We start from the raw sequence: 21884 nt of genomic DNA on the forward strand, positions 1-21884 counted from the left end.
TTGGACCTTTCAGGCGGGACAGATCGTCCCGAGGTGACGAATATGACGACCTTTTCACGACGCGGCTTCCTCGCCGCCAGCGCAGCCATGCTTGCTGCATCCCATTTCCCCATCAGGGCCTACGGCCAGGACGCGGCTGCGATCCGCCTGGCCGCCACCAGCCGCACGCTCGATATAGACAATCGACCGGCCACCGTTTTCGGGCTCGCTGGTCCCAATGGGCAGGGGCTGCTCCTCGATCCGGGCGAGCGATTTCGGGTGGATCTGACCAACGATCTCGCCGAGTCCACGATCATTCATTGGCACGGCCAGATTCCCCCGAACGCTCAGGACGGCGTCCCGGATATGCCGCAGCCGCTTCTTCAGCCCGGTGAAACGCGCAGCTTCGATTTCGTGCCCCAGCCCGGAACACACTGGATGCATAGCCATGTGCCGATCCAGGAAATGCGATTGCTCGCCGCGCCGCTGATTGTCCGGAGGGCAGAAGACCTAGCCGCCGATCGGCAGGAAGTCGTCCTGTTCCTGCACGACTTCGCGTTCAAGACACCGGAAGAAGTGCTGGAAGAGATCACCAGCTCAAGCGCTGATGGACATGGCGCTGCCGCCACGCCAGGCGAGATGCAGGGCATGAACCATGGCGGCATGCCTGGAATGAAGCAGGGCGGGGCCGGCGGAATGGGCTCGATGGCCATGGATATGGGTAACATGGCGATGGATCTCAACGACTACGACTGGGATGCCTATCTCGCCAATGACCGAACCCTGTCCGATCCCGAGGTCGTTCAGGTCGAACGCGGCGGGCGGGTTCGCCTCCGTGTCATCAACGCAGCCGCAGCCACCGTTTTCTGGATCGACACGGGCGAAGCACAAGCCCGGCTCGTCGCCGTCGACGGGCATGAGGTCCAGCCGGTCGCGGGTTCGCGGTTCGGGCTGGCCATGGGGCAGCGTCTCGACCTGGAGATCGACCTTCCGAATGAGGCCCGCGCATGGCCGATTCTGGCGCTCAGGGAGGGCGAACGTGAAAGGACCGGCATCATCCTCGCCCCCGCGGGCGCCACGATCGACAGGATCGATTCCCTTTCAGCGAATGACGCCCCGGCCTTCGACACGGACTTGTCTCAGGAGTCACGGCTGGTCGCTGTCGACACGCTTGCCGCCCGTCCGGTGGATCGAAGCCACATGATCATGCTCGGCGGCTCGATGCAGCCCTATGTCTGGACCATCGACGGAGCAACATGGGGCAAGCATCGGCCGGTTGCCGCAACGAGCGGCGATCGGGTGGAACTGATGTTCCACAATATGTCGATGATGGGGCACCCGATGCATCTGCATGGGCATGCATTCCAGGTTGTTGGCATCAACAGGCGACGCTTCGAAGGTGCGCGCCGCGATACCGTGTACATACCGCCGATGTCGATGGTCACTGTTGCCCTTGATGCCGGCGAGGCCGCGAGCTGGATGTTGCATTGCCATCATATGCCGCATCTGGCCACCGGGATGATGACCGAGTTCAGGATCGCTGCATGAAACCGCTCTGGATCGCGGTCGCCGCAACTCTCCTGGCGGCGGCCGGTGCGATCTTGGTCGGAAAGGGACGGGCCGGTCAGGAGGCGAGCGATCGCATCGCCCTTGGCCGGGCAGTCTATCTAGCGAACTGTGCGAGCTGTCACGGCACGAAACTCGAAGGCCAGCCCGACTGGCGCAGCCCGGGCACGAGCGGCCGCCTTCCGGCGCCGCCGCATGACGAGACTGGTCACACCTGGCATCATTCGGACAGGCAGCTCCTCGCAATCATCACCGATGGGACCGCCGCGGTGGTTGGCGGTGGCTACGAGAGTGACATGCCCGGCTTTCGGGAGGCTCTGACCTCCGCCGAGATCGAGGCTGTCCTCGACTACATCAAGAGTACCTGGCCGCAGCGAGAGGCAGACTACCAACGCCGCATCTCGAACGGCTGACACGCCGGAGGCCACGAAAGCAATTTCGTGGCCCCACATCGCCATCGCGCGCCGCCCCACCACCACATTCATGCCGACGGGTTCGGCAGTTGATGGCGGCAGAGAGGGTGTTCGGCGGCCTAAAGACATAAGGATTCACAAATGAACAAGAGAAACGTCTTCGCTCTGCTCGTCGCCGCGGCAGCGGTTGCGGGCTTTGCGCTTTGGAATCGAACCGGATCGGAAGACGAAGCCAGAAGAGGAGTATCGGGCCAGGGGCCGGCATTGTCGGTTGTCGTGCCTTCGTCATTGTCCGACACCGCAAAGATGGGAGAACGAGCTTTCAACGCCGTCTGTGCAGCGTGCCACGGCAAGAACGCGGCCGGAACCGATGCCGGCCCGCCGCTCATCCATCGGATATACGAACCTTCTCACCACGGAGACTACGCCTTTGAAATGGCCGTCGCCAACGGCGTGCGCGCGCATCACTGGAAATTCGGAAACATGCCTCCTCAGCCAGGTCTGACGAGGGCCGACGTCGCTACGATCGTGGCCTATGTGCGCGAGCTTCAGCGGGCGAACGGCATCAATTGAGGAGCATTGGCGGCGAGATACCCTGCCAGACCTGTCGAGGCGGGTTTGAGGAAATCGGGCGGCTGCGAGTGGAGTTGTGGTGTGATAGGATGAGGCGGCCAAGTCGCCTATGGGAGGGGTGTGCAATGCGAACTGGCATAACATGCGCATTTGTCGTTCTGGCTTTGCTGGTGTCGGCGTCAAATGCCCAAGAGGATCAGCCGTTTCATACGTCTTATTTCGCGGATGAGACGACTATCAGCCTGTCTGTGACCGTCGCGGCAACCTCTCTTGACCCGGAATATAATTTCGATGTGCAAGTCGGGCTCACGGAGCGCGGACCCGAGGGTCAGATCAGATTCATCGACCACAGCGCCCACCTTGCAAAGGTACGATGCGCCGCGCCGAAGGCCGTCATGATTGGCCAATCAGAGTTTATGCTGTCGGATTCGCCCGAGCCGGGGGATTGGAAGCAGGACCTCTGGCGCACCTTCTGCCTCCTGCCGGTCTCATGAGGAACGGGGCCGCGCTGCATCCAGCGCGGCCCTGTGCTTCACTTGACCTGGGTGACAGTCAGCTTTCCGTTGACGCGCTCGGCAACGAACTGGACCTTTGCGCCGACCTTGAGCTTTTCAAGCATCGCGTCATCAGCGACCTGGAATACCATCGTCATGGCCGGCATCTCGAGGTTCTTCAGCTCTTCATGGATGAGCGTGACCTTCTTCGCCTTCTCGTCCAGCTTCTTGACCGTGCCGCTGGTGAATTCCTGCGCGAAGGCGGCCGTTCCGAAGGCAAAGGCGACTGCGCCGGCGAGTGCAATTCGTGTGATGGCTTTCATCGTCATTTCTGTTGCTCCTTATTTCTTCGCGACCGTGACGTCGCCGTGCATGCCGGAATCGTAGTGACCGGGAACGAGGCAGGCGATCTTGAACACGCCGTCGTTGGTGAACTTCCAGACGATCTCGCCGGATTTTCCGGGCGCGAGGCGAATGGCGTTCGGATCCTCATGTTCCATTTCCGGGAATTTCTCCATCACGGCTTTGTGCTCCATGATCTTGTCTTCCTGGTCGAGCACGAATTCATGATCGACCTCGCCGGCATTCTTGATCGCGAAGCGAACGGTCTGGCCCTGGCGGACCTTGAAGGTGCTCGGTGTGAAGATCATCTTGCCGTCATCCGTTTCCTTCATCGTGACACGGATGGTCTGGGACGCCTTGGCCTTTTCGCCGGGTTCGCCAACGGCCATTTCGCCATGACCGCCCTCATGCGAACCGGATGCAAAAGCAGCGGTGGCAAACGTTGAGAGTAGCAGGCCAACTAGAATGCGTTTCATAATCGTTTCCTTTGTCGTTTCTGGGAGGAAGTTAACCGTGATTGGAATGGCCAGACGGAAGTTGTGTCTTGGCATCTTTCGCTTTGACAGGCTCGGGCAAGCTCCCGGTCCATTCCCACGCCTGCGTGCCGGGAGGGTTCTCGTACCAACCCGGATCGCTGTAGTCGCCCGCTGAGATACCCTCGCGGACCTTCACCACGGAGAACATGCCGCCCATTTCGATCGGGCCGTGGGGACCCCACCCGGTCATCATTGGGACGGTGTTCTCCGGTATTTCCATCGACATTTCGCCCATATCCGCCATGCCGGCCGTCCCCATGGGCATGTATTCGGGACGGATCTGCCTGATCTTTTTTGCAACCTCCTTCTTGTCGACCCCGATGAATGTCGGGATCTCGTGACCCATGGCATTCATGGTGTGATGCGACTTGTGGCAATGGATCGCCCAGTCGCCGACGTACTTCGCGTCGAACTCGTAGGCGCGCATCGCACCGACAGGGATGTCGATGCTGACCTCGGGCCAGCGCGCCTCCGGCCTGACCCAGCCGCCATCGGTGCAGGTCACCTCGAAATCGTACCCGTGCATGTGGATTGGGTGGTTCGTCATCGTCAGGTTGCCGACGCGAACGCGAACCCTGTCGTTCTTGGAAACGACGAGCGGATCGATCCCTGGAAAAACGCGCGTGTTGAACGTCCAGAGGTTGAAGTCGGTCATTTCCATGATCCGGGGCACGTATGTTCCCGGATCGATGTCATAGGCGCTGAGCAGGAAGACGAAATCCCGGTCCACCGGCATGAACTTCGGGTCCCGGGGATGGATGACGAAGAAGCCCATCATCCCCATCGCCATCTGTACCATCTCGTCCGAGTGCGGGTGGTACATGAAGGTCCCGGATTTCACGAGATCGAACTCGTAAACGAAAGTCTTGCCAGAGGGGATGTGGGGCTGCGACAGCCCGCCAACACCATCCATTCCCGACGGCAGGATCATACCGTGCCAATGAATGGTCGTGTGCTCCGGCAGCTTGTTGGTCACGAAAATGCGAACCCGGTCGCCTTCGACTGCTTCTATGGTCGGACCCGGGGACTGGCCGTTGTACCCCCAAAGATATGCGGTCATGCCTTCGGCCATCTCCCGCTCCACCGGCTCGGCAACGAGATGGAATTCCTTCACCCCGTTGTTCATTCGGAACGGCAAGGTCCAACCGTTGAGAGTGACGACCGGATTGTAATCTGGGCCGACCGTCGGCTTTACCGGGGTTTGCGTGGCCGCCGAGTCCATGAGAGCGGCTTCCGGCAAGCCCATGTTGGACGTTTGCGCCCAGGCTTTGGATGATACGAACGCTGCGCCAGCGGCGCCCGCTCCGAGCAATTGTCTTCTGTTGAACATGTTCTGTCCTTTCTCGATATTCGCCCTGATCCGCTAGTCAGCCGAAGCCATCTCGGTTTCTGCCCCAGCAGAGCCGGCGCTTCCTCCGTAGATCACGGGTGCGAGACTTGCCTCGGCGAGCCAGAAGTCGCGCTTGGCGTTGACCGCAAGGATTGTGGAGTCGATCTTTTCGCGGGTATCGGCGATGAGCTCGAACGTGCTGGTGATCATGCCGTTGTAGGTAAGTTGGGATTGCTCCTCGATGGCGGTTCGCAACGGCAGGACGTTGTTTCGATAGTGCCGCGCAATATCGTAGTTGGATTTATACGCGAGGTAGGCTGCGCGGGCTTCCGACCGGGCGTTGACGGCATTGGCAGCCAACTGATTGGCGGCGCGCATATAGGCAAGTTCGCCTTTCCGAAGGCGAGCCTGACCGGAGTCGAAGATCGGAATCGAGAATTCCAGAGCGGCGGTTCCAGAGGTATCGGACCGGATCTTGCCGTCTTCCCGTTCGCGTTCCTTCTCCCAGGTACCCACCAACTCAATATCGGTGACGAAGCGGGTCGCATCCACCAGCTTGTAGGACTGAGCGGTCGCCTCAAGACCAAGGCGGGCGACCTGAAGGTCCATACGCTTGTGGATCGCCTCGGCCTCGATATCGTCGCGCTTGATCAACGTCTTCGGGAGGGACGGGAGGCGGTTCGGAATCTGGAACTCGATATCCGATCCGGAAAGACCCATCAGTCTGATCAGCTCCTCCTTGGCGAGCTTGGCCTCAAGCCGCGCCTTCGCGGTCTCACCCTGTTGATTTGCACTGAGAGCTGACCCGGGATTTGCGCCGAGAAGTGACCCGCCCTAGATATCGTCCGTCGTGGTTGTGGTGGTCAAGTTCCTCCGTTTCTCCTTCGTCGTTTTGGTGTCGTGCGCGGAGCTGTTCTTGAAGCGGTAGCTGTCGTTTCCGGTTTCGAGGATGTGGCAATGATGTGTGAGCCGGTCGAGCAACGCGGTGGTCATCTTGGCATCGCCAAAGACGCTGGCCCATTCGCTGAAGCTCAGGTTGGTGGTGATGATGACGCTGGTGTGCTCGTAGAGCTTGCTCAGCAGATGGAACAGCAGCGCACCGCCTGAAGCACTGAACGGCAGGTAACCGAGTTCGTCCAGGATGACGAGATCGGAGTGTGCCAGGCGGTTGGCTATCTGCCCTGGCCGGCCTTGGGACTTCTCCTGCTCGAGCGCGTTGACCAACTCCACGGTCGAGAAGAACCGAACCCGCTTGTGATGATGTTCGATGGCTTGGACACCGATGGCCGTGGCGATATGCGTCTTGCCCGTGCCGGGACCGCCAACCAGGACGATGTTGTTGGCGTGGTCGAGGAAGTCGCAGCGATGAAGCTGACGCACCAGCGTCTCGTTGATCTCGCTGCTGTTGAAGTCGAAGCCGTTCAGGTCACGATAGGCTGGAAAGCGTGCCGTCTTGAGCTGGTAGGCGGTCGATCGAACTTCACGTTCCGCAGTCTCGGCCTTGAGAAGCTGCGACAGGATCGGGATTGCCGCCTCGAACGCCGGCGATCCTTGCTCCGTGAGCTCGCCAACGGCCTGGGCCATGCCGTGCATCTTCAGTTGCCGCAACATGATGACGACAGCGCCACTTGCTGGATTATGACGCATGGCGAACCTCCGTCTTTCTGAGCGCGTCGTAGCGTTCGACATTGGCCTTCGGCTCGTTGGTGAGCGTCAGGGCCTGTGGCGCGTCGATGGTCGGTGGCGTGAAGGATTTGCCGTCGACGAGGCGATGCAGCAGGTTCAGCACGTGCGTCTTCGTGGGGACGCCGGACTTCAGCGCCATGTCGACCGCCGATAGCACGGCCTGTTCGTCGTGCTGGAGGACCAGCGCCAGGATATCGACCATCTCGCGGTCGCCACCCGGCTTCTTCAGGAGATATTGCTGCAAGGCCCGGAATGCGTCCGGTAGCTCGACGAACGGTGCACCATTACGAAGAGCACCTGGCTTGCGTTGCACCACCGCCAGATAGTGCCGCCAGTCGTAGATCGTGTGTCCCGGTCGGTCATGAGAGCGATCGATGACCCGGCGATGCTCGCAGACGATCTGGCCCTCCGCGGCGACAACGACACGATCCGGATAGACCCGCAGGCTCACCGGCCGATTGGCGAAGGAGGCAGGAACGCTGTAGCGATTGCGCTCCAGATGAACGAGGCAGGTCGGCGTGACGCGCTTGGTATACTCGACGAAGCCATCGAACGGCCGGGAGACAGGCATCAATGCCAAAGCCTCCTCAGCCCAGATGTCGGCGATGGTGCCGCGCATCTGTCCGTGCGGGGTATTCGCCCACAATTCCTTGCAGCGCTGCTCCAGCCAGACGTTCAACGCTTCCAGCGACGGAAAGCGCGGCGTGGGCTGCCAGAGACGATGACGGGCATCCTGAACGTTCTTCTCGACCTGTCCTTTCTCCCAACCGGACGCCGGATTGCAGAACTCGGGTTCGAACACATAGTGACTGGCCATCGCCATGAAGCGCACGTTGACGTCGCGATCCTTCCCGCGACCAACCTTGTCGATCGCCGTGCGCATATTGTCGTAGATGCCACGGCCGGGGATGCCGCCAAAGACGCGGAAGGCATGGTTGTGGGCATCGAACAGCATCTCGTGCGTCTGCAGGAGATAGGCTCTCACGATGAAGGCGCGGCTGTAGCTCAGCTTCGTATGCGCGACCTGCAGCTTGGTGCGCTCATTGCCGATGATGGCCCAGTCCTCCGACCAATCGAATTGGAACGCTTCGCCCGGTTCGAAGGCCAGAGGCACGAACGTTCCGCGCCCCGTCGTCTGGAGTTCCCTCTGCCGGTCTGCCTTCCATTCCCGGGCAAAGGCTGCAACACGGCAATAGGAACCGTCATAGCCGAGGCTCACCAGGTCGGCATGGAGCTGCTTCAGAGTGCGCTTCTGTTTGCGGCCCTTCTTGGACTCTGTCTTCAGCCAGGCCGATAGCCGATCTGCGAAAGGGTCGAGCTTGCTCGGTCGCTCCGGAACCTTGAACTTCGGTTCCACACCGTCCAGGCGCAGGTATTTGCGGACAGTGTTCCGGGACAGGCCGGTCCTGCGGCAAATCTCCCGGATCGATAGATGCTCTCGAAAATGCCAGCGTCGGATTACGCTCAGTAACGCCATGTCGATCACTCCAGAGCCCCCGCTGAATCCTCGCGAGGGATGATTGAAACATGGGTCAAATCTCAGTGATAATTTCCCGCAATCCCGGGTCAGCTCTCAGTGCAAATCAACACCTATGAGGTGGTCCGGTTTCAATCTTAATGCATAGCTGACTTGGCCGCCACCGCCTGAGTAGATGGCGGCGCCGACCTGCGGGGTTTCGAAGGCCAGAGGACGGTTTCCGGCGCTGGCGGCTTGTAGCCGAGCGATGAGTGTGGGCGCTCGGTGTTGTAGTAGCGCCGCCATGCCTCGACGATGATCCTGGCCTCGGTGAGGCTGTACAAGATCTCGCCGTTGAGCAGTTCGTCGCGCAGCTTGGAGTGGAAGCTCTCGCAGTAGCCGTGCTCCCCTCCACTGCCCGGCTCTATGAAGGCGGTCTTGCGCAGCCGCTCGTTCTCTTTCACAACTTCTTGAGACGCTTCACCTGATCGTTTTGCAGCCCACCAAATTCCCTACGCCAGCGGTAATAGGTGAGCGGCGTCAACTTGATCGAGCGAACCGCCTCGCCGACCGACCTACCTTGCGACAGCAACACATCCACCTGGCGCAGCTTCGCGACAATCTCTTCCGGCTTGTGTTTCTTGTGGGGCATTTCCAGTCCTCTCCAAGGCTCAATAGCCTAATTCAGCGAGGACCACTTTTCAGGGGGCAGACCATATGGCCAAGCGTTTCGGACAATGGTCACGGCATTCCGGTCGAAGAGCGTGAGCGCGTGTTCGACCGCTTCTATCGGCTCGAAAGAGCAGAACCACGTCCGGCTCCGGGCTCGGATCGAGCTTGGTCAGAGCGATCGCGGAGCTTCACTGGGCAACGATCCGACTCCTCGATAATCGCCCTGGGCTTCACGTCGTCATGGAGTTTCCGAAGGCCGCACTGTAACCGCCGATGGATCATTCATCGAATCGCCCCGCAAACCACCTCAGTGGCAGCGATGCACCCCTCGGCAGGGTGTGCTGTGCCGGTCGATTGCTCTCACCCGTATCGCACATTCGGTGACACTTCTTCGGTTGCGATCTGTCGCCGTGTTGACCATGTGTTGACCAAGCCGAAAAAGGGAAGGGTCACCTTGCGGCGGCCCTCGCTTAAACCCTTGATTTCTCTAGGAAATCTGGAGCGGGCGAAGGGATTTGAACCCTCGACCCCAACCTTGGCAAGGATCGGCACTTATGCTGCTGTCCGGAAAAGCAAGTTAAGATGGGTGCATGCTCCCGCAACCGTCTTTACCGGCGCCGATCGCAAGTCATGATCGACGCCGGTCCCCGCAACCATCTTTACTTGCTCGGGGCGCAAGTGAAGATTAGATCCTGCCCCCGCAACCAAATCCTACGCTACACTATCCCACATTATCCCAAAGCCACGATCCAGTACGCTAAACAGCTACGATCAAACAGGCTAAATCCCCGACACAAAACACAAATTCTGAAATCGGCAGGTGCAAAGCGGGGGCATCCGGAGGCGCTGATGATGCCGCTTGCTCGCCATCGTGCATGGCCTGATCGCGGCTGTTAAGATCGGCCTCAAAGAGAATGACAAGCTGGCGCTGGCGCGCGTAATGATGCGGCGGAAGTTGGAGGGGCAGCAAACGTCTTCAAAGCGGCCGAAACCGTTCGAGATCGCTATCTCGCGGCCGCCTGTTCTGCCGGCATGTAACTAAGGCGCTGGAGGTGACGCCTTGCACAGCTTTGCGGATTGTCGATGAACTCGGTCTGGGTGATCTGACGGGCACGGGGAGATTTCGGACATAGTGGGTGTGCAATTCATTTCTTTGCGCCTCTATCGAGGATTTGCAGGACAGTGATCGTGGTTGTGCGTTAGATAAGGCGGTGAACCGCCTTATCGCTTTTGTTTGCGCACGGCTCGGAACCTCTCGAGGTCAAAGGCAAAAAGATGGTGGTCGCTGTCGATTGATCACAATGCGTGAGAGCGGTTTAGTACGTTGGTCAGTCCTTTTAATATCAGAATGATGGCCTGATCTACATGGGGCGTTCTTGCCAAGATTCTATTCTCTTCGTGTGATAGGCCGTTGTTTAGGTCGTAACCCTTGAATCCGGCGAACTTCTCGCGTCCAAGCCAATCTCGTCCGATTTGACTATCAAGTGTTCCAATTGCCTCAGCTATGTCGCGCGCACAACCACCGAATCCGCCCATCACGTAGAGCGGCTGGTGGCCGTGCAGTGAATACAGAGCCTCCTCCGCAAGCCCTGGCATCTCGCCCTTGAACTTGTCGACACGTCCGCCGAGAATTATTCGCGCGTGCGTATCCGCCATCATGGTGTGCCGCATGGCAGATAACCCTCTTGCCCACTCCGGTTCCGTCGGCTGTAGTGTTTGCATGTTGTGTCTTTCCCGCAGGTCAAGAGGCTTGCCGTCTATGTCAAGCAGCCGCAGTTCTGCTACACCTTGGAGATCGGCGACGAACTGATCGATCTGCTCAGGTTGCTGCACGATGTGGACCGGCCACGCTAGATAATTTGTCACGGCGCTGGTGGTTCGATCTCTCGAATCCCGTCGGTATCTCGCCGCCAGTTCAAACAACAGATTGCTGAACCCGTTCGTACGCAGATCACCGCCGTACACAAGCTTCGCGCCCAACGCGAGCATGTGCCTCGCAATTTCGGCCATCGCATCCCGCAAATGCTCCATTTGGAGACCGAGACCTGCCATGTCAGGGCTATCCGAAGTAGAAACCGCAATCGATTTGCCTTCCAGGACTTCGCGATAGGTCATCGGACCGCTCCTGCTAACCATTCGGTGGCGCTACGCAGTTGTATGTGCGGCGCTATCGCATAAAACAACCGCTCCTCTTCGACGCCCAGCGGCGGATCCGGATAGACTATGACCGCTGGTTCACCGTTGGTCGCGGGGACGAGTGAGGCGAGAGAGATTAATTCGGGTGGACGGGGAAGGAACGTCACAGCCGGTCCTGCTTTAGGTCTCATCAATTCCACGCGACATTGCCAAAGGAAATCGCGGAGAATTTCGTCCAATAGCGCCCGTATCACAACGTCAACGCGTCTGGGCCTCTTCTGATCCAAACGAATGATTGGGACGTTGCCTAAGTAGGGGAAGCCGCGCTCGTCTTTGTCGGAAAGGCAATTGGCGATCACGAGGGGACGATTGTGGCGTTTGGCTTCGATGGTCTCCCGGCGGCACCACTCTCTGGACGAAAACGTATCCGTATGGATGACGATGACCGCACTCACCTCAATCTGGGTGAGCAGCACATCCTGAAACTTCAGGCCGGGGGGAATGTCATAGACGTCGAAAAAGCTGCCCAACCCATCACGATTGCTCAACTTTTTCCGGATGGATGTTGCCACCTGCACCCCTGTGTCACTTTTGTCGTGTTTCGAATGGCTTAGAAAAATGTCGACCTTCTTGAGATAATCAAGCAAGGCGCGCGCAGTTTCTTCTGGCCGCCTGAGATGCTCCAAATAATGTCGAAGCATCCGGCAGAACTGGAACGTCAGGTGACCGACCAGGACAGCGATCTGATCTTCCGTGGAGCCCTTCCAATCAGACCATCGGATAATTTGCTCGTCGAGTTTTAGTGCAGCGATAGTTCCCGGTTCCATTGAAACTGGAAAAAGCCTGGTTGACAGACCTGTGGCGGAAGTCTGCGCGGCTATCGTCTGGAGGAAATTCATCCAAACTGGATCGCGGACGAAATTGTCATCCGCCAGAACGATCACGGCGGAGGTCTCGGCCTCATTGAAATCGATCGGCAGCGGATCGGGTGAACCGTCAGCAGCTGCGAACCGGTACACGACGCTGATGCCGGTGCCTCCGGTTATTCGTTCATAGCTCTCTCGGCGGAAATGCTCGAACAGTGCTTTCGCTACCTGCGGCCCAAGATTAAAGTTCGGATGCCAAACGACGTAAATCACAATAAAGGGGCGAGCTAGTTCAGTCATCGTTTTCCCCTTTTTGCACTTTGGGCTTGGCGGCGGCCAATCACCGATCTCTGCTTTCAAATGACGCGAAGCAAACGCAGTCGGTCCGCTACGCGACCTTACCAGAAGGAACACATGATTTGTTAGTTTCTACGGCGGAAGATTTGGCCACCCCTGATCGACAAACTTTTGCGAGAGACGCTCCGGGCATTTTTAGGAGACAGTCCCTCTAGTACGAAGCTTTTGGATGAGGGAAACGCCCCGCTTGGGCCTCACCTCAATTTAGCGAGGCGATATCTATGAACGCAAGGTTATATCTTTTTCACCCTTTACCCAAGACGGATATACTGCATATTTGTTTTTCTCCTCCCAGATCCAAAGGCGCTTGACGCCATTTGTATTATTGGCTTGCCCGACGTAAGGGTAGACACCCAGGTATTCCTGACCAACGTAAGTTGATCGGGACGTCTTCGTTATCGGAAAGATGGCAACCTTTGACCGGTATCCGTCGAAAAAGCCGAGTTCCCATGGCATCCACTTGGAAAGACCTGAGTTTTCGCTGTGAAGATATAACAGCGACTTCGACTGGCGAAGGCGGCTTCTGAGAGTCTCTGCAGTATCTTTGCTTACATCATTCGGTTTCATGTGAGGATCATCGAATTTATCTACATAGACAGCCAAGCCGTGCTTTATCAGTGTGTTTTTTACCCCAAGGATCAGTTCATCGGATTCATGCGATGAATAGCTCAAAAAAACGTCGTAACCACCCGGAGGCGCGACTGAAGCCTCTTCCAGGATGGCCTTTGCGGTTTTTTTGATTGAAGATGTCGATACGCGCGCGGCGTCCTTGATTTCATCCTCGGTAAAAGTCGCCAATGGAAAACTCCGAGCATTATCGTGTCACCTAAACAGCGGCACTATTTCGCTTCAAAAGGGTGGGGCTGGACTTTCAGGTGAACTTTAAAACATCGCGAGTTGCTGGGGTGACTTTGCGCTACTCGGCAAACCATACAAACCTTCAATCCCGGAAATGAAGTCGCTCTGGCCACCATAACTCGGATGACGGACCTGCATCGCATCAATACCTAAATCGGAAAGCGCGACCTGTGCATCGCGGCCGACGGCAACGACCACGCGCGGGTCCAGGACGTCGAGAAGCCAACTCAGCAATGGGCGGCAAGCGTTTCGTTCAGAACGTGTATGGCAGCGATTTGATTGCGGATCACCGTGTTCATGCGGGTGGAACGGGAACACGTTCCAGAGAAAAACCGGGCGTTGGATGCGATTGAGTGTTTGCCAGATAACACTGGCGGTGCGCTCAGCCAAAGCGGGACCTTTGGTCGCTCTGACAAGCGGCAGGTCCCCGTAGAGAACCGAATGATCAGTCAGATGTGCTTCATCGGTCAGGGCAAGACCGGTGCGCCGTCCACCCCGATAGCCAAGATCACGGGCAATCCAGATCGAATCGACTTTCCGCTCGATTGCCGCGTCGAGAACAAGCTTCAAATTCTGACGACGAATGGCAGGAGCGTCGTCATGGTCGAAATCGTCACAGGATTCAGAGTAGGGATTGAAGGCATCCGTGAAGGACATGTCAGCCAGTGTCTCTACGAACTGAACGGTATTCATCATGGAAGTTCCTCTATCGACAGCGACCGCTTCTCTACATCAACCGTGATCCGGCCGCGACGGTTTTCTCCAAGAAATCTGAAAGCATTGTTTCCCTGGAGGATAGCTTCTTCCCAAAGCCATAGAGGTGAAGAGTGAACCTCGTATCCTCGAACAAACTGCCTCACGTTTTTCAGAAGAGTTAGACTAAGATCGCCGGGTTCCTGGTCTGCGAAGAATTTGAATTCCTTGGCGACCCCAAAGATATAGGTGGCAATGCCCTCTTCAATGAGTACAGCTCGAGCGCCATCCTCGCCCTCATCAACTCGCCCAACACTCTTTCGTTTTCGCTTGAGAAGTGCGCGGGTCACGGGGGACCAACCAAGAACGGCGGCGTAAGCGTAGTGAAAAACATCGTGGAACCGGTAGTCATCCGGCTTCATGATGTTATCGGTCAAGCGATCCCCGATGAAGAGGCCATTGCAACTTTGGAGAACGTAGCTTTTCCCGTTGCTGCCGACACGTTCGTAGATGTCAATCGTCAAGGAGCGTGGAAGCTGCTCGTCAGCCGGAAATGAGTTATCGAACAGTGCAGGATATCGGCGCTCCTGCGGCCATCGATCCTCAGTCTTGCTAATATTCGCTCTGGCAGCATCTTCGAGCGAGACTTCGGCTTCGTTCGCTGCCTGGACAAGATGGCTCAGGACATTAGCCAGTCGCGTCTGGAGAAGGGGCCTATCGCCGTGAGACCCGTCGACGGCGGCCGCGAGCTCGCCCGTCGCAGCCGCAAGCCGCAGGAGGGTTTTCTCGAATTGTGCACTTGGGGTATTCATTGGTAAAGAGTGTTGCGGCTGTAAAACCATGACTGGAAGGTCCAGGCCCTGGTCCGCACCCGCCAAGGTCGCTAGCTTGATTTCGGCATGGTCAGCTATAATCGCGAGGTACCAGAGCGTGTCGCCCAGTTCCTCAAGGACGGTCTGCTCATAGCCGATAATGGCAGCGGTATCGCGTTGCCGTTTCTTAACCTCACTGAGCAGACTGCCAACTTCGCCGACAAGTCCGAGAACCGGCAGATCGAACCCATTTCCCTTATCGCGGGTACGATCGCTCCTCGATGCTAGGCTTTGATATTCATTTAGGCTCAAAGACCCGACAGCCATCGCTTGCACTCCCTATCGCAAAGTCGACCATTCGAACGGCGATCCCCGCAGCCCCATTGGACCGATCGAACCTAGCCAGCCTATAAGTCGTGTCTCCATGGCGGCGTCTTCGAACTTGGATCGCCCTATTCCGTCCTTGCAGATGTGCCTACTTTTACTGTCTAATAAATCGTCTGGAAATGTCGGGCCTTCGCCACCGAAGTAGATGAAGTGGTTGCTCACAAGGACGCGGTCGACCTGTGTATCATTGGCAACATGTCGTGGGTTTGGGAGGCCTTCTGAGTTGCTGTGAAAGGAATCGCGCTGAGACCATCCATCGGTCCCTGTAACCGTAAAGTAGATATTATCTCCCGCACTTTGCTTTCGGCTGCCGTTGCGGATCGGCTTTTTTCGTTGAAAACGTGCGTCGGCGTCGTATTCCTGGAAAGTAAGGGTCTCTGTGACTCTCATAGCGTGGACCATGTGGCCACCACGGCGGACAGCGCGATCCGCACTTCCGCAGCCAACAACCCAGTCCCCAATCTTGGCGTGCTTTCGTATTAGCGGCTTGCATGTTGCAAGCGTACAAAAACCGTAGAAAGGATTTGGAGCGAAACCACTGTCATATCGGACGATGTAGGAATAGATGCTCATTATTTCACACCGCACGGATGTCTTTTGATCGGAAGAATTGGAGCGGCGTTGCCGTTCGGAAGTTCAGTTTTGTCCTGATCCTCTACAATGGCCTCAACTATGGAATTTCCGTGCCATCCCACCATCGCGTCGTGATATTCCTTGAGAGCATCCGGCAACTCGCAGCCTAGCTCTCCTTCCCCCCAAACGCCGACAATTCGCTTGCCTTGCTTGGCCGCGTACTCGATCTCCCAATTCACCCATTCGCTGTGGCGGGTATCCGCGGTCACGTACACTACCAACGTGCTCGCCCACTGGATCTGCGGCGCCAAGATCGAGCTTTTGATGTACTCGGGATTATTGGCGTTGTTCGGATTGCTTGAGTTTATCGAGGAATCGCGGATCGCTAGACCGTGATCACTCAGAATTTTCTTGAGCTTTTCCAGGCCGTGGTCGTCTTCATGAATATGGCTGATGAAAACATTCTTTATGATTTCCGTCATTTTTCACAACCTCGGGGAAAAAAGCTTCTATAATTCCATCGATTTTGCCCGAGCACCGGGAGCTTTAGTCTCAGTGTTTTCAGGCATTAGCTACTCGACCGATATGCGAGCAATTTTTGCTTCGATCTGGTCGACCGCTTCTGCTACGGAGGTGATATTCCTTACCGTATGCACGGGATATTTCTGGGTTTCCCTCGTTGCAAGTTGAGCATAGTTCGTACGAAGTTGTTGCCAGTACGTAAGGTCCTCCCTCCGATTGATTGGGCTGTCCCGATCGATCAGAAAAGCTGCCCTTGGCAAGAGAGGTCCCCAGACAGTTTCTTCGGCCGCAACAAGTTCGCTCAGCGCCTCACATTGACCGCCGCCCACTGTTCCGTAAACCAGCGTGGACCACCAAAAGCGGTCAAGTACGACATTTTTTCCTTGCGCAATCCAAGGCTTGATCCGGGTCTCGATGACGTCGATATGAGCGGCGACATGGAGGGCTTGTCGCGCAAGTTCCGACATGGTCAGGATACCGAATTCTTCTGGATGGTGATGGATACGATAGATGGCCTGGCCGAGTGTTCCCTCGTCACGTCCCGGAAAGCTCAAGAACTCAAAAGACTTGCCGGTCAGTCGTCTTTTCAGGTCTCGGACAATGGTTGTCTTGCCGACGCCGTCCGGTCCTTCGAATATAAACAACTTTCCGGCCATAAGTCCCCCCGAACCATCGCGCTCTAATTCAACCCATGGTATTAGATTCGTCAAGTAATCGGAGGTGCGAATGGTAAGTAGGAGACACGTTTTTATCAGTCATCATCACGCAGATGATGAGCACGTCACAAAGCTAACTGACTCGCTCAGCCGGAAAGGCTACGAGATCCGGAATAGTTCCATCCGGGCTAAGCCTGCCAACAAGGAACGATTAGCCAAAGGGCTCGTCAGCGACAATGCCATTAAGCGTTTGCTACGGATCAAGATGGCTTGGGCGTCGACCGTAATCGTTCTCATTGGCAAAGACACGCATGCTCGTCCTTGGGTCAATTGGGAAATCAAGAAGGCACATGAGCTCGGAAAGCGAATAGTCGGGGTTTTTACCCGAGGAGGTACCAAAGCTGACATTCCACCCGCCTTCGAAGATTATGGAAGCACCCTCGTGAATTGGAACCCGGACGCAGTTATTGATGCAGTCGAAGGCAGCGACAACGATTTCCAAAATACAGACGGTTCTTCCCGGCCTCCCGTCCACGTTCCTTCTACCTCGCGATGCTAATAAATGGCAGTCTACATGTACGTTGTCGCACGGGACTTTGGTTTTGCCCCGAATCCGTTCCACGGGGTTTGTACACTGGCTACATGCAAGCCAGTGGTGCGGCGGATGGCTCAAGAGGGTGATTGGGTTATGGGAATGGGCGGTACCAAGTTGGGGGCGGTGGGCCGCTGCATCTTTGCGATGCACGTTTCTGAGGCGCTGTCGTTTGACGAGTATTGGTTGGATACCAGATTCAAGGACAAGCGGCCTATTAGAAACGGCAGCCGGACGATGATGCTTGGTGACAATATTTATCACCAAGAGAATGGCAGCTGGCAGCAGCTTGATTCGCACCATAGCCGCCCGGACGGCTCTCCCGACATCCACAACATCAAGACTGACACGGGGACAGACCGCGTATTGATCTCGAACCACTTCTTTTACTTTGGCAAGCAGGCGCCCGAAGTTCCCAAAAGAATTCTCGAAGATATTGGTTACACGAATCTCCGGGGACATCGCGTGTTCATGGAGGATGAATGCTTGGATTTGCTGAACTGGTTGATGACGACACAGGCTTCAAACTTGAATCGCGTTGTCGACGACCCGTTCCAGTTCCATCAGAGCGCTGCCCGCTATTCAGGCGGCGATGACAAGATTTTGGACTGACGGTCAGAAGCGGCTTACGACGCTTGCAGGACCGATCACGAGCGGGAAAGAACTGTTAGTATGACTGAAGGCGATCAGGAGCCCGTTACGAAGAGTACGTTTCACTCGGAACTCTCGAAACTTTCGAGCGCACAGGTTTTTGGCAACGAATTCCTAGCGGTGTACGGCAACATGGATTGGATTGAAGACAAGCCAAACCGTGCTGCCGCGCATAAATTTCGAACGACACTAATCTCCAGGATTGCAACGGCTCGACTTCCTTATGGAAGCGGTACTGAGAAACGTGCACTTGAGAGCGTCGTCGAACTTTTCAAGAATGCCCGCGAAATCACCGCCGAGAATGTCGGTTGCGGAACTTTCGAAATCTTAGTTTGGCACGCCCTGAATTCGGTTGTCAGGCCCTTCACCGCAAAATGGCACCCTCTTAGCAATGCTGGAGCGCTTGAAGCCCTCGATGCTACTGATGATTTTCGCGCCGAGTTGTATGATCTGCAAATTGGTCTTCGAGAATTGGAGCGTGCCCTAGCTCGTCTGCAGGGCGCGGATGCCACCTCCTATGATCCTTCGCTCGCGATGGCGCTGGGCAACGGCGAAGAACGCTCGCCGATGGCAAAGTGGCGACCCGCTGGAAATATTGCTGATTTTAAGGCGACAGAGGAGGAGGCGGTTATCAGCCGTCGGCGCAGCTATGTCGTCGAGACTGAGCAAGACAGTGCAGCCGGCCTCGCGCTTTCCGGAGGGGGGATCAGGAGTGCCACCTTCTCGCTTGGTGTCTTAGCGGCCCTCGCTAGGAGAAATCTATTGCCTCAGTTCGATTACCTATCAACGGTGTCAGGCGGGGGATATACCGGCTGCTTTCTCGCTTCCCTTCTGGGTAAGAAAAACCTGCCGGAGGATATGGGGCTGGAGAGCGAACAACAGCCATTCAAGCGAAACGAGCAAGAATCTGACCTTTTGATGGGCGTGCGCCAACGCGCCAGTTTTCTCTCGGCGGGATTTGTCGAGCGACTGCTTCTGGTCATGCGTTCGACATATGGAGTTTTCGTAAATGTCCTGCTGCTCTTTGGCATGATAGCTTTCTTTGCCGCGGGCGAACGCAGCGTCAAAAGCCTCGTCGATTACTACGCAATTCCGTCCTGGGTCGCGTGGATCTGCCCAGTCTTTGCGTTAGCCATTCTAGCTTTTGTGGCACGCACACAAAAGTTGGGGCTCGAGGAGTTGAACGGAATTCACGGTGCTCTGGGTGCAGTTTTTTGCCTCCCGCTGGTGTGGAAAACGCTGCAAACCTTTCATAGCACGATATTCTGGCTTGCCGGCGATGGCTCCACCGGCCAACCATTGGATGGTCTCTCTGCCGCTATATTGGTTGCCGCGATTCTGATTGCCATACTAGGCGCCATTTCCGCAGTGTACGCGAAGATGAGGTCGGCTGCAGTCATTGGGATCGCCATTGTGTTTCTTTTGTTCGTTGAACACTCATTTTATGTTGTGTTTAGCGACCCAGAACCTTTTCACACGGCGATTACGCTTGCCGTTATTGCTGCCAGCCTCCTCCTGCTTTGGTTATGGGTCGATGTCAATGAGACTTCACTCCATCGGTATTACCGATCTAAGCTCGCGACGGCTTTTATTCATGTTGCGGTCGGGAACGGACCACCAAAGGTGAGTGAAATAGAATGCAGCAAGACATTGTATCCCATTATCAATTGCGCTCTCAATGCTCCCGGGTCAAAACAGCCAAAAATGCGGGGCCGTCTTGCTGATGTCTTTTCCTTCACCCCGCACATGACTGGGAGTAATCTGCTCGGTTATAGTAAGACTTCCGCTTGGGAAGTCTGCAACCCCTTGCTGGACCTGGCATCGGCGATGGCTTTGTCTGGCGCGGCTGTTTCACCACAAATGGGACTGCGAACGACAAGACGCAGCAGTTTCTGGTTAACCTTGTTCAATGCTCGCCTGAACGCTTGGTTGAGAGATCCACAAAAGGTTGCGCCGAAAGCTATTCCGCCAACCGACTCTTTTTTTGTAAGAAATGGGCCTGGCCTTGGTTATCTGGTGCACGAGTTCTGGGGAAACGCTGATGAAAGTCTGCCCTATTCGAACATTTCGGATGGCGGTCATATCGAAAATCTTGGTGTCTACGAACTCCTCAGACGTCGCTGCCGCTACATCGTTGCGGTGGACGGTGAGGCCGATCCCAAAATGACCTTCCATGCGCTGACAAACCTTCAGCGCTTGGCATATATCGATATGGGTATTCAGATTGATGTGGACCTGGATGAGCTACGCCTCCAAGACTCCGGCTTTAGCCGGTCGCACTTTCGCTTTTGTCGAATTCGTTATCCGACCGGCAATAACGAAAATCCGTGGGAGATCGGACATCTTCTCTATGTGAAACTATCTCTCACGGGAAATGAAGGCGAATTTCTCAAGAGGTACCGTCTTGATGAACCGATGTTCCCTCACCATTCGACAGCGGATCAATTCTTCTCTGAGACCCAGTTCGAAGCATACCGCGCTCTTGGTGAGCACGTTGGCGATAAGCTTTTCATGAAAGCGATCATTGGGGAGCTCGCGAAGAAGCGATCAATAAAGCTGGACAAGTGGATGAACCAATACGCCGAGAATTTTCCAATGAGGTCTTCGGTGGATCAGCCTTGGGAGCGAGATGAACAACACAGTCGCGGTAAACAGTGAGACCCCAGGAATAAACGCGCCCTCGAAGTCGGGTCCGAATTATATGGGTTGAGGCGGCAAGTTGATACGCAGGCAACGTAAATGCAGTTGTGATAATTAAGGGCGCCCAGATGCCAGATGTCTCTTCGCAGGAAGTGCTTCGTGCCACACTGCCCTCTGAGACGACGGAAGCGGTCGATCATAGGGTGTTTCTTTGCCATAACAACAGTGACAAGCCGATCGTTCGAGAAATCGCGGAGCAAATTGAGAGCGAATACGGTCTCGCGAATTTTTTAGACGTTTACAGTATTCCTGCGGGCGCCACCTGTCCGAAGAAGACGTCGAGGACGCATTGCATGAGTTGCGTGATATGGTCACAGAAAGCGTTAGGCGCGTTTTGCCTAAAGATAGTTTGTTTGCCCAGTTTGATAAATAGTAAGCGGTTAGGCAAACCCACGTAGCGCGTTTGTCGGTGGAAGCTCATTTTCTGCATGAGTCATGCGGAGAGTCATATGAGCGACAAGGTGAATCAGGTTCGGACCTTCGAAGTTTTGACGGCGACGCCGTCGCGACGTTCGCCGCGGCATTGGTCTGATGACGAGAAGGCGCGGCTTGTGGCGGAAGCGTTTTCGCCGGGAGGGACGGTGGCGGAGGTTGCACGCGCCTATGAACTGGACGTGTCGCAACTCTACGCATGGCGCAGGAAGGCACTTTCCTCGGGGGCGCTGGCGCCATTGACGGCGCCATTGGGCGATCGAACCATGTCGGAAAGCGAGCCGGTGAAGTTCGCGCGCTTTGAGACGAGCGGCAGCGCGACCGTAGAGATCGTTCTGGGTGATGTCGTTGTTCGGGTGCGCGGGGATATTGATCCGGATCAGTTGGCGGGAATTATCGGCGCGGTGCGCAAGGCATGATCGCTTCCGGCGTTGTGGTTTACGTGTCGTGCCAGCCGGTCGACTTCCGCAAGGGGGCCGCATCCTTGATGGCGCTGGTGCGGGAAGGCGGCCTCGACCCGTTCAATGGCGCGCTTTACGTGTTCAGATCGAAACGGGCGGACCGTGTCCGGATCGTCTGGTGGGACGGCAGCGGGGTCTGTC

The 21884-nt window shown here is 56.4% G+C and carries 23 protein-coding genes and 4 pseudogenes; 11 read left to right on the forward strand and 16 right to left on the reverse strand.

The genetic code is table 11. The features are described from left to right. Positions 1-42: 42 nt before the first annotated feature. From ABWW28_RS21275 to ABWW28_RS21285, 3 genes are all read left to right on the forward strand, one after another. Positions 43-1527: a multicopper oxidase family protein gene (locus ABWW28_RS21275; RefSeq protein WP_077546206.1), complete on the forward strand. Its 1485-nt coding sequence runs from the start codon at positions 43-45 to the stop codon at positions 1525-1527. Then, positions 1467-1958, forward strand: coding sequence for a c-type cytochrome (locus ABWW28_RS21280; protein ID WP_353392000.1), 492 nt, complete (start codon positions 1467-1469; stop codon positions 1956-1958). The genes ABWW28_RS21275 and ABWW28_RS21280 overlap by 61 nt, the downstream gene beginning before the upstream one ends. Positions 1959-2099: 141 nt before the next feature. Next, a complete protein-coding gene (locus ABWW28_RS21285) occupies positions 2100-2531 on the forward strand; it encodes a c-type cytochrome (RefSeq protein ID WP_151683211.1) in 432 nt (143 codons plus the stop codon). A 532-nt stretch (positions 2532-3063) separates the two neighbouring features. Here ABWW28_RS21285 and ABWW28_RS21290 read toward each other — a convergent pair. The 8 genes and pseudogenes from ABWW28_RS21290 to ABWW28_RS27640 form a co-directional block, all read right to left on the reverse strand. Further along, positions 3064-3348: a copper-binding protein gene (locus ABWW28_RS21290; RefSeq protein ID WP_123195803.1), complete on the reverse strand. Its 285-nt coding sequence runs from the start codon at positions 3346-3348 to the stop codon at positions 3064-3066. Positions 3349-3366: 18 nt separating this feature from the next. Next, positions 3367-3843, reverse strand: a complete 477-nt coding sequence (locus ABWW28_RS21295; RefSeq protein WP_077546209.1) for a cupredoxin domain-containing protein — start codon at positions 3841-3843, stop codon at positions 3367-3369. Between the two features lie 31 nt (positions 3844-3874). Next, a complete protein-coding gene (locus ABWW28_RS21300) occupies positions 3875-5233 on the reverse strand; it encodes a multicopper oxidase family protein (protein ID WP_353392003.1) in 1359 nt (452 codons plus the stop codon). 33 nt (positions 5234-5266) lie between these two features. Continuing rightward, positions 5267-6025, reverse strand: a pseudogene (locus ABWW28_RS21305) (TolC family protein); the annotation flags it as partial. Between the two features lie 42 nt (positions 6026-6067). Continuing rightward, positions 6068-6880 carry an IS21-like element helper ATPase IstB gene (istB, locus tag ABWW28_RS21310; protein ID WP_353392004.1) on the reverse strand — a complete coding sequence of 271 codons (813 nt, stop codon included), beginning with the start codon at positions 6878-6880 and terminating at the stop codon, positions 6068-6070. After that, complete coding sequence (istA, locus tag ABWW28_RS21315; RefSeq protein ID WP_353392006.1) at positions 6870-8396, reverse strand: IS21 family transposase; 1527 nt, start codon at positions 8394-8396, stop codon at positions 6870-6872. The genes istB and istA overlap by 11 nt, the downstream gene beginning before the upstream one ends. Before the next feature lie 137 nt (positions 8397-8533). Next, a pseudogene (locus ABWW28_RS27635) lies at positions 8534-8815 on the reverse strand (integrase core domain-containing protein); the annotation flags it as partial. Next, a pseudogene (locus ABWW28_RS27640) lies at positions 8813-9027 on the reverse strand (transposase); the annotation flags it as partial. The pseudogenes ABWW28_RS27640 and ABWW28_RS27635, both read right to left, overlap by 3 nt. Before the next feature lie 72 nt (positions 9028-9099). Here ABWW28_RS27640 and ABWW28_RS21325 point away from each other — a divergent pair. The 3 genes and pseudogenes from ABWW28_RS21325 to ABWW28_RS21335 all read left to right on the forward strand — a co-directional run. Continuing rightward, positions 9100-9314: pseudogene (locus ABWW28_RS21325) on the forward strand (sensor histidine kinase); the annotation flags it as partial. A gap of 592 nt (positions 9315-9906) precedes the next feature. Next, positions 9907-10089, forward strand: a complete 183-nt coding sequence (locus tag ABWW28_RS21330) for a hypothetical protein (RefSeq protein ID WP_353392008.1) — start codon at positions 9907-9909, stop codon at positions 10087-10089. A 10-nt stretch (positions 10090-10099) separates the two neighbouring features. Continuing rightward, entirely contained in the window at positions 10100-10180 is an 81-nt protein-coding gene (locus ABWW28_RS21335) for a hypothetical protein (protein ID WP_353392038.1), read from the forward strand. A 163-nt stretch (positions 10181-10343) separates the two neighbouring features. On the opposite strand, the gene ABWW28_RS21340 is transcribed toward ABWW28_RS21335, so the two are convergent. The 8 genes from ABWW28_RS21340 to ABWW28_RS21375 all read right to left on the reverse strand — a co-directional run bounded on the left by ABWW28_RS21340 (position 10344) and on the right by ABWW28_RS21375 (position 16907). Beyond that, positions 10344-11162, reverse strand: a complete 819-nt coding sequence (locus ABWW28_RS21340; protein ID WP_353392010.1) for a hypothetical protein — start codon at positions 11160-11162, stop codon at positions 10344-10346. Then, a complete protein-coding gene (locus ABWW28_RS21345) occupies positions 11159-12349 on the reverse strand; it encodes a toll/interleukin-1 receptor domain-containing protein (RefSeq protein WP_114217301.1) in 1191 nt (396 codons plus the stop codon). The genes ABWW28_RS21340 and ABWW28_RS21345 overlap by 4 nt, the downstream gene beginning before the upstream one ends. 276 nt (positions 12350-12625) lie before the next feature. Beyond that, the gene (locus tag ABWW28_RS21350; protein WP_353392012.1) at positions 12626-13204 is read right to left on the reverse strand and encodes a TIR domain-containing protein; all 579 of its coding nucleotides are present in this window, start codon (positions 13202-13204) and stop codon (positions 12626-12628) included. An 84-nt stretch (positions 13205-13288) separates the two neighbouring features. Then, the gene (locus ABWW28_RS21355) at positions 13289-13960 is read right to left on the reverse strand and encodes a uracil-DNA glycosylase (protein ID WP_353392014.1); all 672 of its coding nucleotides are present in this window, start codon (positions 13958-13960) and stop codon (positions 13289-13291) included. Continuing rightward, complete coding sequence (locus ABWW28_RS21360) at positions 13957-15096, reverse strand: nucleoside triphosphate pyrophosphohydrolase family protein (protein WP_353392016.1); 1140 nt, start codon at positions 15094-15096, stop codon at positions 13957-13959. The genes ABWW28_RS21355 and ABWW28_RS21360 overlap by 4 nt, the downstream gene beginning before the upstream one ends. Before the next feature lie 12 nt (positions 15097-15108). Next, complete coding sequence (locus ABWW28_RS21365; protein ID WP_353392017.1) at positions 15109-15729, reverse strand: Nmad2 family putative nucleotide modification protein; 621 nt, start codon at positions 15727-15729, stop codon at positions 15109-15111. After that, positions 15729-16211, reverse strand: coding sequence for a TIR domain-containing protein (locus ABWW28_RS21370; RefSeq protein WP_353392019.1), 483 nt, complete (start codon positions 16209-16211; stop codon positions 15729-15731). Before ABWW28_RS21370 ends, ABWW28_RS21365 begins: the two co-directional genes overlap by 1 nt. A 90-nt stretch (positions 16212-16301) precedes the next feature. Beyond that, the gene (locus ABWW28_RS21375) at positions 16302-16907 is read right to left on the reverse strand and encodes a dTMP kinase (RefSeq protein WP_114217297.1); all 606 of its coding nucleotides are present in this window, start codon (positions 16905-16907) and stop codon (positions 16302-16304) included. A gap of 70 nt (positions 16908-16977) precedes the next feature. On the opposite strand from ABWW28_RS21375, the gene ABWW28_RS21380 reads away from it, so the two are divergent. The 5 genes from ABWW28_RS21380 to tnpB form a co-directional block, all read left to right on the forward strand. Then, positions 16978-17466: a TIR domain-containing protein gene (locus tag ABWW28_RS21380; protein ID WP_353392021.1), complete on the forward strand. Its 489-nt coding sequence runs from the start codon at positions 16978-16980 to the stop codon at positions 17464-17466. 3 nt (positions 17467-17469) lie between these two features. Next, a complete protein-coding gene (locus ABWW28_RS21385; RefSeq protein ID WP_353392023.1) occupies positions 17470-18111 on the forward strand; it encodes an Nmad2 family putative nucleotide modification protein in 642 nt (213 codons plus the stop codon). Between the two features lie 60 nt (positions 18112-18171). After that, on the forward strand, positions 18172-20808 hold the full coding sequence (locus ABWW28_RS21390; RefSeq protein WP_353392025.1) for a patatin-like phospholipase family protein: 2637 nt from the start codon (positions 18172-18174) through the stop codon (positions 20806-20808). A gap of 491 nt (positions 20809-21299) precedes the next feature. Next, positions 21300-21701: an IS66-like element accessory protein TnpA gene (tnpA, locus tag ABWW28_RS21395; protein WP_353392027.1), complete on the forward strand. Its 402-nt coding sequence runs from the start codon at positions 21300-21302 to the stop codon at positions 21699-21701. Next, the coding region (gene tnpB, locus ABWW28_RS21400; protein ID WP_353392029.1) for an IS66 family insertion sequence element accessory protein TnpB at positions 21698-21884 on the forward strand (187 nt) is incomplete at its 3' end. The genes tnpA and tnpB, both read left to right, overlap by 4 nt.

This window comes from Brucella sp. NBRC 14130 (genome assembly GCF_040371715.1).
Classification (GTDB): domain Bacteria; phylum Pseudomonadota; class Alphaproteobacteria; order Rhizobiales; family Rhizobiaceae; genus Brucella; species Brucella intermedia.

Bases quoted from the DNA above. Each gene is read 5' to 3' on its own strand.
- ABWW28_RS21275 (WP_077546206.1), top strand. From the start codon at position 43: ATGACGACCTTTTCACGACGCGGCTTCCTCGCCGCCAGCGCAGCCATG.
- ABWW28_RS21285 (WP_151683211.1), top strand. From the start codon at position 2,100: ATGAACAAGAGAAACGTCTTCGCTCTGCTCGTCGCCGCGGCAGCGGTT.
- ABWW28_RS21290 (WP_123195803.1), bottom strand. From the start codon at position 3,348: ATGAAAGCCATCACACGAATTGCACTCGCCGGCGCAGTCGCCTTTGCC.
- ABWW28_RS21295 (WP_077546209.1), bottom strand. From the start codon at position 3,843: ATGAAACGCATTCTAGTTGGCCTGCTACTCTCAACGTTTGCCACCGCT.
- ABWW28_RS21300 (WP_353392003.1), bottom strand. From the start codon at position 5,233: ATGTTCAACAGAAGACAATTGCTCGGAGCGGGCGCCGCTGGCGCAGCG.
- istB (WP_353392004.1), bottom strand. From the start codon at position 6,880: ATGCGTCATAATCCAGCAAGTGGCGCTGTCGTCATCATGTTGCGGCAA.
- istA (WP_353392006.1), bottom strand. From the start codon at position 8,396: ATGGCGTTACTGAGCGTAATCCGACGCTGGCATTTTCGAGAGCATCTA.
- ABWW28_RS21340 (WP_353392010.1), bottom strand. From the start codon at position 11,162: ATGACCTATCGCGAAGTCCTGGAAGGCAAATCGATTGCGGTTTCTACT.
- ABWW28_RS21345 (WP_114217301.1), bottom strand. From the start codon at position 12,349: ATGACTGAACTAGCTCGCCCCTTTATTGTGATTTACGTCGTTTGGCAT.
- ABWW28_RS21355 (WP_353392014.1), bottom strand. From the start codon at position 13,960: ATGATGAATACCGTTCAGTTCGTAGAGACACTGGCTGACATGTCCTTC.
- ABWW28_RS21360 (WP_353392016.1), bottom strand. From the start codon at position 15,096: ATGGCTGTCGGGTCTTTGAGCCTAAATGAATATCAAAGCCTAGCATCG.
- ABWW28_RS21365 (WP_353392017.1), bottom strand. From the start codon at position 15,729: ATGAGCATCTATTCCTACATCGTCCGATATGACAGTGGTTTCGCTCCA.
- ABWW28_RS21370 (WP_353392019.1), bottom strand. From the start codon at position 16,211: ATGACGGAAATCATAAAGAATGTTTTCATCAGCCATATTCATGAAGAC.
- ABWW28_RS21375 (WP_114217297.1), bottom strand. From the start codon at position 16,907: ATGGCCGGAAAGTTGTTTATATTCGAAGGACCGGACGGCGTCGGCAAG.
- ABWW28_RS21380 (WP_353392021.1), top strand. From the start codon at position 16,978: ATGGTAAGTAGGAGACACGTTTTTATCAGTCATCATCACGCAGATGAT.
- ABWW28_RS21385 (WP_353392023.1), top strand. From the start codon at position 17,470: ATGGCAGTCTACATGTACGTTGTCGCACGGGACTTTGGTTTTGCCCCG.
- ABWW28_RS21390 (WP_353392025.1), top strand. From the start codon at position 18,172: ATGACTGAAGGCGATCAGGAGCCCGTTACGAAGAGTACGTTTCACTCG.
- tnpA (WP_353392027.1), top strand. From the start codon at position 21,300: ATGAGCGACAAGGTGAATCAGGTTCGGACCTTCGAAGTTTTGACGGCG.